Below are 14,940 nucleotides of genomic sequence, written 5' to 3'. Positions count from 1 at the left end.
CCGCACGCGGAGAGGGCGCCGAATCCGATTCGGCGCCCTCTACGTCGCACAACAAACCGTCAGCTCTTCTTGGCCGACTCGGCCTCGTCAGCCGCGGACTCACGGGACTCCTCGGACTCCGGGGAGCCGTCGGCTTCCGCAACCTCGACGTCAGCCGACTCCCCATCCCCGTCCACAGGCTCGGGCCCGGCCTTCTCCAGGCCGACGGCGTCCCCGTCGGCCGTACCGGCATCGTCACCCTCGACCTCGCCGGGAGCGAGCGGCTCCACGATCTCCTCGCGCCCCGGCCGCAGCCGTGCCGAGAGCACGAGGTAGACCACCGCGAGGAGGAACACCACGATCGCGGTCCAGTTGTTGAGACGCATGCCCAAGATGTGGTGGGCCTCGTCCACCCGCAGGTACTCGATCCAGAAACGGCCGACGCAGTACGCGGCGGCGTACAGCGCGAACGCCCGCCCGTGCCCGAGCTTGAAGCGGCGGTCCGCCCAGATGACGAGGAAGCCGACGCCGACACACCACAGGGACTCGTACAGGAACGTCGGCTGGTACAGACCCGCCACCCGGCCGTCCGCCGAGGACGTGATCTTCAGCGCCCAGGGGAGGTCCGTCTCCTTGCCGTACAGCTCCTGGTTGAACCAGTTGCCCCAGCGGCCGATGGCCTGCGCGAAGGCGAGGCCGGGAGCGAGGGTGTCCGCCCAGGCGGGCAGCGGGATACCGCGTCGGCGACAGCCGATCCACGCACCCACCGCACCGAGTGCGACCGCGCCCCAGATACCGAGCCCGCCCTCCCAGATCTTGAAGGCGTCCACCCAGTCGCGGCCCTCGCTGAAGTACAGCTCGTAGTCCGTGATCACGTGGTAGAGCCGGCCGCCGACCAGGCCGAACGGCACGGCCCAGACCGCGATGTCGGCCACCGTGCCGGGCCGCCCACCGCGGGCGATCCAGCGCTTGTTGCCGAGCCAGACGGCTACGAAGACGCCGATGATGATGCAGAACGCGTAGCCGCGCAGCGGAATGGGGCCGAGATGCAGCACACCCTGCGACGGACTGGGAATGTAGGCAATTTCCATGGCAGGGTCGACGCTACCGTGCCGAACGCGGCCCACGGCAGGCAGCCCGGCAACGGCTCCATAACGGGCGGTGCCCCCGGCCTGCGAGAAACCGGGGGCGCTCGCGCCCGGAAAGGCATCAGCCCTTGTTCGCCGCCTCCACCATCTGCTTCAGCTTCGCCGGGGTCATCGACTGGTCCGCGTAGATGTTCGTGCCGCCCAGCAGCACCGTCGGCGTGCCGGTGAAACCGCTGGTCCCGAAGGCATCGTTCGACTTCACGACCCAGCTGTTGTGCGTGCCGTCGTCGACACACTTCTGGAACGCGGCCGTGTCCAGGCCGTCGACCTTGCCCGCCAGCTCGATGAGCTTGCTGTTGTCGGCGAAGGCGTCGTCGGTCTCCTCGGGCTGGTTCTCGTAGAGCACGTCGTGGTACGCGGTGAACTTTCCGGCGTCCTGGGCGCAGGCCGCGGCGTTGGCGGCCTTGCGGGAGCCGCTGCCTCCCATGTTCCCGTCGATGATGGTGACGAGGTGGTACTCGATCTTCAGCTGGCCGGCGTCGACCAGTTCATGGATGGTCGAGCGGTAGGCGGTCTCGAAGGACTTGCACGCCGGGCAGCGGAAGTCCTCCCACACGGTGAGCGTCGACTTGGCGCTGTCCTTGCCGACGGGGACCGCGAGGCCGTCCTTGCCGGTCGCGCCAGAGGGCGTCACGACCGGGCCGGAGGTGTCGCTCTTCTTGTCCTGGCCGGAGTTGGCGGCCACGACGCCCACCACCGCGGCCAGGCCAAGGACACAGACCACCGAAGCCCCGACGATCAGCGTCCGGCGACGCCTCTCCGCGGTCTTCTGCTTCTCTCGCTCTACCGCCAGCCGCTCGCGGGCATTGCGCTTTCCGTCACGGTTCTTCTCGCTCACATCCGGCAGAACGAACCGGGAAGGCGCAGCGCGCCTCCCCGGCCCCAGGTCCACCCGTTCGAGTGAGCGGATTGTCCGTTACCTACATTTATGCGCCATCTGTCACCGCGCTCCTCGCACACCCTTCGCAAGGTCGGCTGCGAGCGCGCGTACGGCCTCCAGGCCCGCCGCCTCATCCGGCGCGTCCAGCATCCGCTTCACGAACGCGGACCCGACGATCACACCGTCGGCGAAGCCGGCCACCTCGGCGGCCTGCGCGGCGTTGGAGACGCCGAGGCCGACACAGACGGGCAGTTCGGTGGTGGCCTTGGTGCGCCGCACCAGGTCCTGCGCCTGCGCGCCCACCGAAGCGCGGGTGCCCGTGACGCCCATCAGCGAGGCCGCGTACACGAAGCCGGAGCCCGCCGCGGTGATCTGGGCGAGCCGGGCGTCCTTGCTGCTGGGCGCGACGACGAAGACGGTCGCGAGCCCATGCTTCTCGGCGTGCTCCCTCCACAGCGCCGACTCCTGCACGGGCAGGTCCGGCAGGATGCACCCGGCGCCGCCCGCTTCGGCCAGTTCGGCGGTGAAGCGCTCGACGCCGTAGCGGTCGATCGGATTCCAGTACGTCATCACGAGCACCGGCTTTCCGGTGGCCTCCTGCGCCTCCTTGACCGTCCGCATCACATCGGCGATCTTGACTCCGCCGCGCAGGGCGATGTCGTCGGCGGTCTGGATGACGGGGCCGTCGAGGACGGGGTCGCTGTGCGGCAGACCGACCTCGACGATGTCGGCGCCCCCGTCGAAGACGGCCTTGATGGCGTCGATCCCGCCGTCGACGGTCGGGAACCCGGCCGGCAGGTACGCGATGAGAGCGGCCCGCCCTTCCGCCTTCGCGCCGGCGAGGGTGTCGCTCAACAGCTGAATGTTGCCGCTCACTTGGCGTCCCCCTCGATCTCGGCGGTGTCGGCCGCGTTGGCGGCGACCTCGGCGTCGGTGTCGTACAGGCCGAAGTAGCGGGCGGCCGTGTCCATGTCCTTGTCGCCGCGGCCGGACAGGTTGATGAGGATCAGCCCGTCCGGTCCCATCTCCTTGCCGACCTCCAGGGCTCCGGCCAGCGCGTGCGCGCTCTCGATCGCCGGGATGATGCCCTCGCTGCGGGAGAGCAGGCGCAGTGCCTGCATCGCCGCGTCGTCGGTGACCGCGCGGTACTCGCCGCGGCCGCTGTCCTTGAGGTAGGAGTGCTCGGGCCCGATGCCCGGGTAGTCGAGTCCGGCCGAGATGGAGTAGGGCTCGGTGATCTGCCCTTCCTCGTCCTGGAGGACGTAGGACCGCGAGCCGTGCAGGATGCCCGGCTCACCGGCGGTCAACGTGGCCGCGTGCTCCCCGGTCTCCACTCCGTGCCCGGCGGGCTCGCAGCCGATGAGGCGTACGCCGGCGTCGGGGATGAAGGCGTGGAAGAGCCCGATGGCGTTGGAGCCGCCGCCGACGCAGGCGACGGCGGCGTCGGGGAGCCGTCCGGCGCGCTCCAGGATCTGCCGCCGTGCCTCGACCCCGATGACCCGGTGGAAGTCGCGCACCATGGCGGGGAAGGGATGGGGTCCTGCGACGGTCCCGAAGAGGTAGTGGGTGTGATCGACGTTGGCCACCCAGTCGCGGAAGGCCTCGTTGATGGCGTCCTTGAGGGTGCGGCTGCCGGACTTCACGGCGATGACCTCGGCGCCCAGCATGCGCATCCGCGCGACGTTGAGGGCCTGCCGCTGGGTGTCGATCTCACCCATGTAGATGGTGCATTCGAGGCCGAAGAGAGCGCAGGCGGTGGCGGTGGCGACGCCGTGCTGGCCCGCCCCGGTCTCCGCGATGACGCGCGTCTTGCCCATCCTCCTGGTGAGCAGGGCCTGCCCGAGGACGTTGTTGATCTTGTGGGATCCGGTGTGGTTGAGGTCTTCCCGCTTGAGGAACACCCTTGCGCCACCGGCGTGTTCGGCGAACCGCGACACCTCGGTCAGCGCACTGGGGCGCCCGGTGTAGTGGACGAGCAGATCGTCGAGTTCACGCGCGAACTCGGGATCCGTCTTCGCCTTGTCGTACTCGACGGCGACCTCGTCCACGGCGGCGACCAGCGCCTCCGGGATGAACTTGCCGCCGTACGCGCCGAAGTACCCCTCGGCGCTGGGAACTTGACCCTCGGGGTCTGGAATGAAGAACTCACTGGGCATGCGGCTACCTCGCAGGGGCGTCGGCCCCGGTTACAGGTCGGACAGGGGTTCACGTTATCGATCACGTAGGCACGCACGCCTCCGGCAAGGGGCCCCACTGAGGAACGCCTTTCCCGGACCGGCCGATCCCGCCGGTGGCACCGCCTGCTTTCCCACCCACCCGGCCATACCCGGGATGGGTGCCCCAGCAGAAGAAATCACCCCAAGGGGGTTCTCTCCGCCGCGACGGCGAGAAGCCGGATGACGGTGATCGGCGGTGCAGAGCCGGCCCGGAACCACAGATGGGTAACGGCGAAGCCGGAGCCGGAGTGCCTCCCGCCGCAGGGGCAGAAGGCCCACTGGCGTGGACCGGCCGTGCCGGGTCCAGGTCAGCTCAGCTCAGCTCAGCTCAGCCGGAGGGTGGAACCGGGCACCAGGGACGGCGTCAGCGTGCGTGTGCGAGGCGCCATCGCATGCCGTTGACCTGGCCCGGCTCATCGCCGATGACATAGCGAACGCGGCGTCCGTGGACGCGGCGCGCGGGCGCCCGGCAGCCGCGCGGGCGGCAGCCTCGGGCGAGGCGGGCGTAGGCGTCCCGGGCCGCCGTGGCGACCGGGAGCGGCGCGGCGGACCGCACACAGGGGCGTACGGCATACGAGTCGCTGCGGCTCAGGAGCTGCACAGCGGCCCCCTGGCCGGGACGCCCGACGTACGAGTCACCCCGGTCCGGGAGCGGCGCAGCCGACCCCACGCGGGCCGAACCCCCGTCGGGGCGCAAGCCCGGACGGGAGGTGGCGTCGGCGTGGGGCGAGGCGGGCACCGGGGTGTCAGCCCCGTCCGTGGCGCAGGGCGGGGTGGGCGCCCGCCGCGACCAGGTCGGAGACGGCCGTCTTGGGGTCGCGGCCGGTGACGAGGGACTCGCCCACCAGGACCGCGTCGGCGCCGGCGTTGGCGTACGCGATGAGGTCGTGCGGTCCGCGGACGCCGGACTCGGCGATCTTGACGATGCCGGCCGGGATCTCGGGGGCGACGCGCTCGAAGGTGGAGCGGTCCACCTTGAGGTCCTTCAGATTGCGCGCGTTGACGCCGATGACCTTCGCGCCGGCCTCCACGGCCCGCTCGGCCTCGTCCTCGTCGTGCACCTCGACGAGCGGGGTGAGCCCGATGGACTCGGCGCGCTCGATGAGGGACTCCAGGGCGGGCTGGTCGAGGGCGGCCACGATCAGCAGCGCGAGGTCGGCGCCGTACGCGCGGGCCTCCCACAGCTGGTACGACGTGACGATGAAGTCCTTGCGCAGTACGGGGATGTCGACCTTGGCCCGGACGGCCTCCAGGTCGGCCAGCGAACCGCCGAAGCGGCGCTGCTCGGTGAGGACGGAGATGACGGCCGCGCCACCCGCCTCGTAGTCCGCGGCGAGCCCGGCCGGGTCGGCGATCGCGGCGAGCGCGCCCTTGGACGGGCTGGAGCGCTTGACCTCGCAGATGACCTTGACACCGTCACCGCGCAGGGCAGCCACGCCGTCCTTGGCCGCCGGAGCCTTCGCCGCGCGCTCCTTGAGCTCGTCGAGGCTGACGCGCGCCTGCCGCTCCGCGAGGTCGGCACGGACTCCGTCGATGATCTCGTCGAGCACACTCACGCGAGCGGCCCCCTTCCTGCGGTGAAGAGCTGAAGCGGTCGAGCGGCTGACCCGGGTTCACCGCCTCGGACGGTTCGGACCTGTCAGACCCCTCACTGCGATGATATCCGGAGGAGGGCGTAGACCTCGCATCCGGTTGACGCCGGTCCCACTACCTGGACCTTTGCCATTTGATCAAGGGTGCAGCCAGCCACCGAGGGGCAGGTTCCGGACAACCGTGAAGACCAGCAGCAATGTGCCGATGGTCCACAGGTGAAGTCGTCCCAGTTCGATCCGCGCCGGGCGCCCGCGCACCGAGCGAACCACCCAGACGGTCCACACCACCGCGAAGCCCACAAACGCCACGACGGCGAGCGCGTTGTCCGTGAGCGCCGCCGCGAAGTCCCCGTGCACGAACGCGTGCGCGCTGCGCAGACCGCCGCAGCCGGGGCAGTACACGCCCGTGAGCCGCAGCAGTGGGCAGACGGGGTAGTGCCCGGGCTGGTTGGGATCGACGGCCCCCACGTAGGCGAAGGCACCGACGACGGCCGCGAGCACCCCACCGGGTACGGCGAGCCGCCGCAGTACGGCGCCCGCTCCGGGCTCCGCGCCCTGGGTCACCCGCTGGGATTCGGCGTTCACCCCACGCATTCTGCCCCTCGCCCGCCCGGAACGCCCGTACGTGCGAGAGGCGGCCCCGGCAGCTGCGCCGGAACCGCCTCTCACCAGCTCTGCGGGGTGCTCAGCCCTCGGCGCCCACGGACTCACGGGCCGGGTGCGCGGGCTTGCTCTTCGCCTTGCCCAGGCCCGCCGCCTGCATCACCATGCCGACGACACCGCCAAGGGCGACGATGACCAGACCGGCCCAGAAGCCCAGCGGGTCGGCCAGCACCGTGAAGGCACCGGAGACGCAGAAACCGATGAAGACGATGATGGCACCGGTCCAGGCGGCCGGGGTGTGACCGTGGTTGCTGCCCGCCATGACTTGCTCCTCGTTACTGAGTATGTGCTGCGTACGTGTGGTGAGTCGGACGCTCCAGGGCCATTGTCCCGTACTCGCGGGCACGGCGTGAGCGGGGGGTCGGTCCTCGCGCGTCGGTTCCGCCAGGTCATGACGAAAGCCTGGGACGGAAGCCTCCCGAGAACCGGGACTCAGGTCCCTGCCGGGTCCGGCCCCGTCGGGTCCTCACCCCGGTCGAGCGCCTTCCAGATGTCCTCGGGGCGGTCCGGGTCGACCGGCTTGGCCTTGCGCGGCCGGGGTGTCCCGTCCCGCTCGTAGCGGCCCGACATCGCGGGCCACAGCCGCCCGTAGCGCAGCGCGAGGAGACCCGCGAGGAGGATGAGGGCGCCGCCCGCGGCGGCGACGTACGGCCAGGCGGTGTGGCTGAGCGCGGCCGCGGTGGCGGCGGTGTCGCCGGAGGCCGCCGCGGCCTTCTCGTCGAGGGCCGAGCTGTCGCCGGCGCCGAGCAGGGCCGCGGCGACGATGCCCGCACCAGCGAGCGCGAGCAGCGCGGAGACGAGGAAGCGTCCGGAGCGGCGGACCGCGAAGACGGCGACGAGCGCGGCGAGGCCCACTATCGCGAGCGCCGCGGGCACGCCCGTGACGTCGCTGCCCGAGGCGGTCAGCGGAAAGTCGCCGCCGGCCACCGAGGCGGTGCCCGAGGACCAGTTCTGCCGGGTCGACAGCAGTGCCACGGCCGCGCCGAGGGCGCCGCTGAGCAGAGCTACGGCGAGGCTACGGCGGCCGGAGGGGGCGGGTCCGGGGGCTTCGGATCGGGGGTGCGGAACAGCAGTCACGTACTCCACTATCGCCTGAACACCGGCCGAACGGTCACCCGGGGCTCACGTGAGACTCGTCCTATTGCCCCAGCCGGTTCGCCGTGTGCACCGCCCGGAGCACCGCCGCGGCCTTGTTGCGGCACTCGTTGTCCTCGGCCACAGGGTCGGAGTCGGCGACGACTCCGGCACCGGCCTGTACGTATGCGGTGCCGTCGCGCAGCAGCGCCGTACGGATGGCGATGGCGGTGTCGGAGTCGCCGGCGAAGTCGAGATAGCCGACGCAGCCGCCGTACAGCCCCCTTCTGGAGGGCTCCAGCTCGTCGATGATCTGCATCGCGCGCGGCTTGGGCGCGCCGGAGAGGGTGCCCGCGGGGAAGCAAGCGGTCAGGACGTCGAAGGCGGTGCGTCCTGCGGCGACCCGTCCGGTCACCGTGGAGACGATGTGCATCACGTGCGAGTACCGCTCGATGGACATGAAGTCGACGACCTCGACGGAGCCCGGTTCGCAGACCCGTCCCAGGTCGTTGCGCCCCAGGTCGACGAGCATGAGGTGCTCGGCGCGCTCCTTGGGGTCGGCGATCAGCTCGTCGGCGAGGGCCTGGTCCTCCTGGACGGTGGCGCCGCGCGGCCGGGTGCCCGCGATGGGGTGCACCATCGCGTGCCCGTCCTCGACCTTGACGAGGGCCTCGGGGGACGAGCCGACGACATCGAACCCGTCGAAGCGGAAGAGGTACATGTACGGGGAGGGATTGGTCGCGCGCAGGACTCGGTACACGTCCAACGCGCTTGCCGTGCACGGCGTTTCGAAGCGCTGGGAGGGTACGACCTGGAAGGCCTCCCCGGCCCGGATGCGCTCCTTGATGTCCTCGACGGCGTCCTGGTAGTCGGGGCCGCCCCAGAGCGCGGTGTACTCGGGGAGTTCGGAGGGCGGAAGCGCGGCGGGGGGCTGCGAGACCGCGCGGGAGAGGTCCGCCTGCATGGCGTCGAGGCGTGCGACGGCGTCCGCGTACGCCTCGTCGACGCCCGTGTCCAGGTCGTTGTGGTTGATCGCGTTGGCGATCAGCTGGACCGAGCCGTCCCAGTGGTCCAGGACAGCCAGGTCGCTGGTGAGCAGCATGGTCAGCTCGGGGAGCTTCAGGTCGTCGTGCTCGCCGGGGCCGATCTTCTCCAGGCGGCGCACGATGTCGTACCCCAGGTAGCCGACCATGCCGCCGGTGAACGGGGGCAGGCCCTCGCCGTGCGGCGTGTGCAGGGCCTCGATGGTGGCGCGCAGCGCGGCGAGCGGGTCGCCGTCGACGGGGACGCCGACGGGCGGGGTGCCGAGCCAGTGCGCCTGCCCGTCCCGCTCGGTGAGCGTGGCTTGGCTTCGGACGCCCACGAAGGAGTAACGGGACCAGGACCGGCCGTTCTCCGCGGACTCCAGGAGGAAGGTGCCGGGGCGCTCGGCGGCCAGCTTCCGGTAGAGCGCGACCGGTGTGTCACCGTCCGCGAGGAGCTTGCGGCTGACGGGGATCACACGGCGGTCTGTGGCCAGCTTGCGGAACGTCTCGAGGTCCATGGCGGCTGACCTTACTGATCCCGCGCCGGGACGCCGGAATCGGCGTTCCGGAGCAGTTCGTCGTGCGATACGTCGTGCGCTTCGCCGTGCGCTACGTCGTGCAGTACGTCGGCGTCGAAGCAGGTGCGGGCGCCCGTGTGACAGGCCGCGCCCACCTGGTCGACCTGCACGAGAACCGTGTCGGCGTCGCAGTCCAGGGCGACGGACTTCACGTGCTGGAAGTGGCCGGACGTGTCGCCCTTGACCCAGTACTCCTGGCGGCTGCGCGACCAGTACGTGCAGCGGCCCGTGGTGAGCGTGCGATGCAGCGCCTCGTCGTCCATCCAGCCGAGCATCAGCACCTCACCGGTGTCGTACTGCTGGGCGATGGCGGGGACGAGCCCGTCGGCGCCGCGCTTGAGGCGCGCGGCGATCTCGGGGTCCAGGCCGCTGGGCCTGCTGGGCGGAGGCGTGCTGGTCATAGGGACCATTGTGCCGCGCCGGTGGGACGCACCAGGCAGTTGTCCACAGGCCGGACCGGTCACCGCCCGACGGTTGTCCACAGGCCGGAGACCGGGCACGGACCGACAGTCGCCCATAGGGCCGGGCCCGCGGCCTCTACTGGCCGACATCCACTGGGCGGACCGCTGGGACGGTCGTAGGCTTGCCGGCATGTCGACCCATGCAAAGCGTGAACGACTTCTCCTCGCCGACCTGTTGGAAGCCGAGGGCCCGGACGCCCCCACCCTGTGCGAGGGCTGGAACACCCGAGATCTCGCCGCCCACGTGGTGATACGCGAGCGCCGCGCGGACGCCGCGGGCGGAACCTGGATCAAACAGCTCGCGCCACGTCTTGAGCGGGTGATGACGGAGTTCGCCGAGAAGCCGTACGAGGAGCTGATCCAGCTGATTCGCACGGGTCCGCCGCGCTTCTCCCCGTTCTCCCTCAAGCAGATCGACGAGGCCGCGAACACCATCGAGTTCTACGTCCACACCGAGGACGTACGCCGTGCCCAGCCCGACTGGACACCGCGGGCGCTGGACTCGGTCTTCCAGGACGCCCTGTGGTCCCGTCTGGAGCGCACGGCCCGCCTGACGGGCCGCGGGGCCCCGACCGGCCTGGTGCTGCGCCGGCCGGACGGCCAGACGGCGGTCGCGCACAAGGGCACGCCGGTCGTGACGGTGACCGGCGAGCCCTCGGAGCTGCTGATGTTCGTGTTCGGGCGGCAGCAGGTGGCCGATGTCGAGCTGGACGGCGACAAGGACGCGATCACGAAGCTGAACGAGGCGAAGCAACTCGGGCTCTGACCGCCACTGCGGGTCCGACGGCCGCTGCGCTTCCGACCCACCGCTACTTCGGAAGCTCGGCGCGGCGCAGCGGACCCACGCTCAGGGCGAGCACTCCGCCGAGGCCGCACACCACCGCGCTGGTGACGAAGACGGGCCCGGTGCCCCACCAGCCGATCGCGGCGGCGGTCAGCGGCATGCTGAGCGGGGCGAGGCCGAGGCTGACGATGCCGGAGACGGAGCTGACCCGTCCGAGGTAGGCGGGGTCCGCCTGGGTCTGAAGCAGCGCGCCGCACAGGGCGCCGCTGAGCCCCGCCAGCAGTCCGATGAGGAGGGCGATACCGACGGCGGCGGCGAGCGTGGGGACGTATGCGAGCGAACCGATCGCGACCGCACCCGCCAGGATCGCCAGCGCCGACACCCGCCCCGCGTGCGGCAGCCGGCCCCGCACGGTCAGCAGCATGCCGGCGGCCGCCGCGCCGGTCCCGAACCCGGCGAGCACCCAGCCCATCCCGGAGGCACCCCAGCCGCGCTGATCGGCCAGCAGGGTCAGGCCCACGTTGAGCGGGCCGACGAAGCCGAGGTCGCCGAGCGCGATGGCGACGATGAGCGGGGCGAGGACGGGGTGGCGCCGGATGTACCCCAGCCCGTCCCGGAGGTCGCGCCACGGGGTGCGCTGCGCGACCTTGTCGTCGGCGGGCAGGTCCTTCATCCGTACGGAGACCAGCAGCGGCACCGACACGGCGATCAGCATTCCCGCAAGGCCGAAGGCCGCCGCCGCGCCCCCGAGGGCCACGCAGAGGCCGCCGATGGGTGCGCCCACCACGTTGGCGAAGCGGATCGCGAGGCCCCGCATGCCCTGGACGCGGGCGAGCTGCCCGCGGCTGGTGACGCGGGCCGGAAGGGCGCCCACGGCGGGCATGAAGACCGCGTCGACAGCGCCGAAGACGATGGCGAGCAGGGCCAGCAGCCACAGCCCGGGGCTCGCCGCGAACAGCAGCGCGGCCACCGTGAGGACGGCCACGCAGCGCACGGCGTCACTGCCGATGACGACCTTCCGCGGCCCGAAGCGGTCGGCGACCACTCCCCCGCCCAGCATCAGCAGCGCCCGCGGCACGGCACTCACGGCCATCACGAGGCCGGCCTGCGAGGGCGTACCGGCCTGGACGGCCGCCCAGGACAACGCGATGTAGTAGACGTTGTCGCCGATCATCGACGAGGCGTAGGCGCCGAGCCAGCGCAGCACGTTGCCGTCGCGGTGGGCGGGTATTTCGGTGGCGGCCGGGGCCGAGGCCTGGGTCCGGGGTGCGGCGGTCATGGTCACGGAACGCGTCCTCTCAGGGGCGGAACGGGAAGCCGTACACGTGCAGCGCGACGTTCTCGCGCCCTTCGGTGTCACCGGCCGCTTCTTCGGCGCGGCCCTTGTCGTCGTACTTCCTGACGACCGTGAGCAACTCGTCCTTGAGCGCGTCGAGTTCGGCGGCCGTCAGCCGGAGCGTGCCTTCCGAGTCGGCGGCGGCGTCGTTCCACTCCGTGGGCCAGGTGGCGCGCTCGTCGAGGTAGCGCCGGTACTGGTCGCCGCGCTGCTCGTGGAAGAGCCGGGTGAACGCCAGGTGCGCGGCCTGCTTCTCGGGCGCGTCCCGGAAGTCCCCGCCTCGGACGCTCACGCCGTCCGAGGCGGGCTCCCACCAGCGCTCCCGGCCGTCCCCGCTGCGCGGCTCGGCCTCCTCGATGAGCCCGTGCTCGGCGAGCTTGCGCAGGTGGTAGCTGACCAGCGAGGGCGCCTCGTCGACCTGCTCGCCCAACTGGGACGCGGTCGCGGCGCCGGTCACGATCAACGCCCGGTACAGCTTCATCCGCAGCGGATGCCCCAGGGCCTTGAGCGTGCCCACATCCGTGATCCGGCGGTTCTCCTTGCTTGCCATGCCTCGACTCTAGATACGAAAGAAAAATTGCGCAACTAAAATTGCGCAACTTTCACTTCACATCTGCCGGGCGCCCGGACACAACTGAGCCCCGGCCACCAAGTGACCGGGGCTCAAGCAGTTGACCTCAGCGAACGGGATACCCCGCCCCCTTCAACGTCTCCTTCACCTCACCGATGCGCAGATCCCCGAAGTGGAAGACGGACGCGGCGAGCACCGCGTCGGCGCCCGCGGCGATGGCCGGCGGGAAGTGGGCGAGCCGGCCCGCGCCGCCGCTGGCGATCAGCGGAACGGTCACGTGCTTGCGTACGGCCTCGATCATCTCGATGTCGTAGCCGTCCTTCGTGCCGTCCGCGTCCATCGAGTTGAGCAGGATCTCCCCCGCGCCCAGCTCGGCGGCCCGGTGCGCCCACTCGACGGCGTCGATGCCGGTGCCCGTGCGCCCGCCGTGGGTGGTCACCTCGAAGGAGCCGCTCTCCGTGCGACGGGCGTCCACCGACAGCACAAGCACCTGCCGCCCGAACCGCTCCGCGATCTCACGGATGAGATCGGGCCGGGTGATCGCCGCCGTGTTGACCCCGACCTTGTCCGCCCCGGCCCGCAGCAGCTTGTCCACGTCCTCGGCGGTGCGGACACCGCCCCCCACGGTCAGCGGGATGAACACCTGCTCGGCAGTGCGGCGCACCACGTCGTACGTGGTCTCGCGGTTGCCGGAGGACGCCGTGATGTCCAGGAAGGTCAGCTCGTCGGCGCCCTCGGCGTCGTACACCTTGGCCATCTCGACGGGGTCGCCCGCGTCGCGCAGATTCTGGAAGTTGACGCCCTTGACGACCCGGCCGTTGTCGACGTCCAGGCAGGGGATGACTCGAACCGCCAGGGTCATGACGCCGACTCTCCCCGGAACGCCTCCACCTCGACCTCGACCACCAGACTCGGGTCCACGAAACCGGAGACGATGATCATCGAGGCGACGGGGCGTACGGCGTCGAACAGCTCCTTGTGGGCGCGGCCGATGTCCTCCACGTCCCGGGCGTGGGTGATGTACAGGCGCGTACGGACGACATCGTCGCGGCCGAGGCCGAGCTGCTCCAGCGCCGCGAACGCCACGTTGAAGGAGTTGACCGTCTGCTCGTACGGGCCGCCGGCTGCGATCTCCCCGTTGATCACGGAGGTGCACCCGGCGACCAGCACCAGGCCGTTCGGCAGCTCCACCGCGCGGGAGTACCCGAAGGCCTCCTCCCAGGGCGCGCCGGTCGAGATACGTCGTACGCCGCTCACAGGGCAGCCACCGCTTCCAGGGCCTCTTCCAGGGTGAACGCCTTCGCGTACAGGGCCTTCCCGACGATCGAGCCCTCGACCCCGAGGGGCACGAGCTCGGCGATGGCACGCAGGTCGTCCAGGGAGGAGACGCCGCCGGAGGCGACGACCGGGCGGTCGGTCGCCTCGCACACATTGCGCAGCAGTTCCAGGTTCGGGCCCTGCAGGGTGCCGTCCTTGGCGATGTCCGTCACCACATACCGTGCGCAGCCCTCGGAGTTGAGGCGCTCCAGGGTCGTGTAGAGGTCGCCGCCGTCGCGGGTCCAGCCGCGGCCGCGCAGCGTCGTGCCGCGTACGTCGAGACCGACCGCGATCTTGTCGCCGTGCTCGGCGATGACCTTGGCGACCCACTCGGGGGTCTCCAGGGCCGCGGTGCCGAGGTTGACGCGGGTGCAGCCGGTGGCGAGCGCGGCGGCCAGGGTGCCGTCGTCGCGGATGCCGCCGGACAGCTCCACCTTGATGTCCATGGCGCCGGTGACCTCGGCGATCAGCTTGCGGTTGTCGCCGGTGCCGAACGCGGCGTCCAGGTCGACGAGGTGCAGCCACTCGGCGCCCGACCGCTGCCAGGCAAGGGCGGCCTCCAGAGGAGAGCCGTACGAGGTCTCCGTACCGGACTCGCCGTGGACGAGGCGGACGGCCTGTCCGTCGCGGACGTCGACGGCGGGGAGGAGTTCGAGCTTGGCCATTGTCTACAGGGTTCCGATCCAGTTGGTGAGCAGCTGGGCTCCGGCGTCGCCGGACTTCTCGGGGTGGAACTGGGTGGCCCACAGGGCGCCGTTCTCGACGGCCGCCACGAAGGGCTTGCCGTGCGTGGACCAGGTCACCAGCGGCGGCCGTATCAGCGGGTTCCCGACCTCGAGAGACCAGTCGTGGACGGCGTAGGAGTGCACGAAGTAGAAGCGCGCGTCGGCGTCGAGCCCCCCGAAGAGCTGCGAGCCCGCCGGGGCTTCGACGGTGTTCCAGCCCATGTGGGGCACGATCTCGGCCTGGAGCGGTTCGACCGTGCCGGGCCACTCGTCGAGGCCCTCGGTCTCCACGTCGTGCTCGATGCCGCGCGCGAAGAGGATCTGCATGCCGACGCAGATGCCCATCACCGGGCGGCCACCGGCCAGGCGCCGGCCGACGATCCAGTCGCCGCGCGCCTCACGCAGGCCCTTCATGCAGGCGGCGAACGCGCCGACGCCCGGCACCAGCAGCCCGTCCGCGTTCATGGCCTTGTCGTAGTCACGCGTTATCTCGACCTCGGCACCCGCGCGCGCGAGAGCCCGCTCGGCGGACCGCACGTTCCCGAAGCCGTAGTCGAAGACGACGACCTTCTTGGAATTCTTCTTGGGCAC

General features: G+C 71.1%; 18 protein-coding genes. 1 reads left to right on the top strand and 17 read right to left on the bottom strand.

The genetic code is table 11. The features are described 5' to 3' along the window. Positions 1-59 precede the first annotated feature (59 nt). From lgt to hisI, 11 genes are all read right to left on the bottom strand, one after another. Complete coding sequence (gene lgt, locus AB0N66_RS02975) at positions 60-1,070, bottom strand: prolipoprotein diacylglyceryl transferase (RefSeq protein WP_365427688.1); 1,011 nt, start codon at positions 1,068-1,070, stop codon at positions 60-62. Positions 1,071-1,188: 118 nt separating this feature from the next. After that, positions 1,189-1,965 (bottom strand): thioredoxin domain-containing protein, encoded by a 777-nt coding sequence (locus AB0N66_RS02970; protein WP_365427686.1) that lies wholly within the window; start codon positions 1,963-1,965, stop codon positions 1,189-1,191. Between the two features lie 102 nt (positions 1,966-2,067). Continuing rightward, positions 2,068-2,883, bottom strand: a complete 816-nt coding sequence (gene trpA / locus AB0N66_RS02965; protein ID WP_365427683.1) for a tryptophan synthase subunit alpha — start codon at positions 2,881-2,883, stop codon at positions 2,068-2,070. After that, complete coding sequence (gene trpB / locus AB0N66_RS02960) at positions 2,880-4,163, bottom strand: tryptophan synthase subunit beta (RefSeq protein ID WP_365427680.1); 1,284 nt, start codon at positions 4,161-4,163, stop codon at positions 2,880-2,882. The genes trpA and trpB overlap by 4 nt, the downstream gene beginning before the upstream one ends. 424 nt (positions 4,164-4,587) lie before the next feature. Beyond that, a complete protein-coding gene (locus AB0N66_RS02955; protein WP_365427677.1) occupies positions 4,588-4,824 on the bottom strand; it encodes a tryptophan synthase subunit(beta) in 237 nt (78 codons plus the stop codon). A 145-nt stretch (positions 4,825-4,969) separates the two neighbouring features. Next, positions 4,970-5,779: an indole-3-glycerol phosphate synthase TrpC gene (gene trpC, locus AB0N66_RS02950; RefSeq protein ID WP_365427674.1), complete on the bottom strand. Its 810-nt coding sequence runs from the start codon at positions 5,777-5,779 to the stop codon at positions 4,970-4,972. A 174-nt stretch (positions 5,780-5,953) separates the two neighbouring features. Then, positions 5,954-6,409 (bottom strand): DUF2752 domain-containing protein, encoded by a 456-nt coding sequence (locus tag AB0N66_RS02945; RefSeq protein WP_365427671.1) that lies wholly within the window; start codon positions 6,407-6,409, stop codon positions 5,954-5,956. Positions 6,410-6,500: 91 nt separating this feature from the next. After that, on the bottom strand, positions 6,501-6,740 hold the full coding sequence (locus AB0N66_RS02940) for an HGxxPAAW family protein (protein ID WP_365427668.1): 240 nt from the start codon (positions 6,738-6,740) through the stop codon (positions 6,501-6,503). A gap of 170 nt (positions 6,741-6,910) precedes the next feature. After that, the gene (locus tag AB0N66_RS02935; protein ID WP_365427665.1) at positions 6,911-7,564 is read right to left on the bottom strand and encodes a TIGR02234 family membrane protein; all 654 of its coding nucleotides are present in this window, start codon (positions 7,562-7,564) and stop codon (positions 6,911-6,913) included. A gap of 52 nt (positions 7,565-7,616) precedes the next feature. Next, complete coding sequence (locus AB0N66_RS02930; protein ID WP_365427663.1) at positions 7,617-9,095, bottom strand: anthranilate synthase component I; 1,479 nt, start codon at positions 9,093-9,095, stop codon at positions 7,617-7,619. Between the two features lie 11 nt (positions 9,096-9,106). After that, positions 9,107-9,556, bottom strand: coding sequence for a phosphoribosyl-AMP cyclohydrolase (gene hisI, locus AB0N66_RS02925; RefSeq protein ID WP_365427660.1), 450 nt, complete (start codon positions 9,554-9,556; stop codon positions 9,107-9,109). Positions 9,557-9,746: 190 nt separating this feature from the next. Between hisI and AB0N66_RS02920 the strand changes: the two genes are divergently transcribed. Continuing rightward, a complete protein-coding gene (locus tag AB0N66_RS02920; protein WP_365427657.1) occupies positions 9,747-10,382 on the top strand; it encodes a TIGR03085 family metal-binding protein in 636 nt (211 codons plus the stop codon). Positions 10,383-10,425: 43 nt separating this feature from the next. On the opposite strand, the gene AB0N66_RS02915 is transcribed toward AB0N66_RS02920, so the two are convergent. The 6 genes from AB0N66_RS02915 to hisH all read right to left on the bottom strand — a co-directional run bounded on the left by AB0N66_RS02915 (position 10,426) and on the right by hisH (position 14,940). Continuing rightward, on the bottom strand, positions 10,426-11,679 hold the full coding sequence (locus AB0N66_RS02915; protein ID WP_365427654.1) for an MFS transporter: 1,254 nt from the start codon (positions 11,677-11,679) through the stop codon (positions 10,426-10,428). A 19-nt stretch (positions 11,680-11,698) separates the two neighbouring features. Then, positions 11,699-12,286, bottom strand: coding sequence for a helix-turn-helix domain-containing protein (locus tag AB0N66_RS02910; protein WP_365427651.1), 588 nt, complete (start codon positions 12,284-12,286; stop codon positions 11,699-11,701). A 127-nt stretch (positions 12,287-12,413) separates the two neighbouring features. Continuing rightward, positions 12,414-13,169, bottom strand: a complete 756-nt coding sequence (gene hisF / locus AB0N66_RS02905; protein ID WP_365427648.1) for an imidazole glycerol phosphate synthase subunit HisF — start codon at positions 13,167-13,169, stop codon at positions 12,414-12,416. Continuing rightward, on the bottom strand, positions 13,166-13,564 hold the full coding sequence (locus AB0N66_RS02900) for a RidA family protein (protein WP_365427645.1): 399 nt from the start codon (positions 13,562-13,564) through the stop codon (positions 13,166-13,168). Before AB0N66_RS02900 ends, hisF begins: the two co-directional genes overlap by 4 nt. Then, positions 13,561-14,289, bottom strand: coding sequence for a bifunctional 1-(5-phosphoribosyl)-5-((5-phosphoribosylamino)methylideneamino)imidazole-4-carboxamide isomerase/phosphoribosylanthranilate isomerase PriA (priA, locus tag AB0N66_RS02895; RefSeq protein WP_365427643.1), 729 nt, complete (start codon positions 14,287-14,289; stop codon positions 13,561-13,563). Before priA ends, AB0N66_RS02900 begins: the two co-directional genes overlap by 4 nt. A gap of 3 nt (positions 14,290-14,292) precedes the next feature. Continuing rightward, positions 14,293-14,940, bottom strand: coding sequence for an imidazole glycerol phosphate synthase subunit HisH (hisH, locus tag AB0N66_RS02890; protein WP_365427641.1), 648 nt, complete (start codon positions 14,938-14,940; stop codon positions 14,293-14,295).

This window comes from Streptomyces sp. NPDC093544 (assembly GCF_040683495.1).
Lineage (GTDB): Bacteria > Actinomycetota > Actinomycetes > Streptomycetales > Streptomycetaceae > Streptomyces.
The sequence above is the reverse complement of the archived record's forward strand: the minus strand, read 5'-3'. Positions and strand labels throughout refer to the sequence as shown.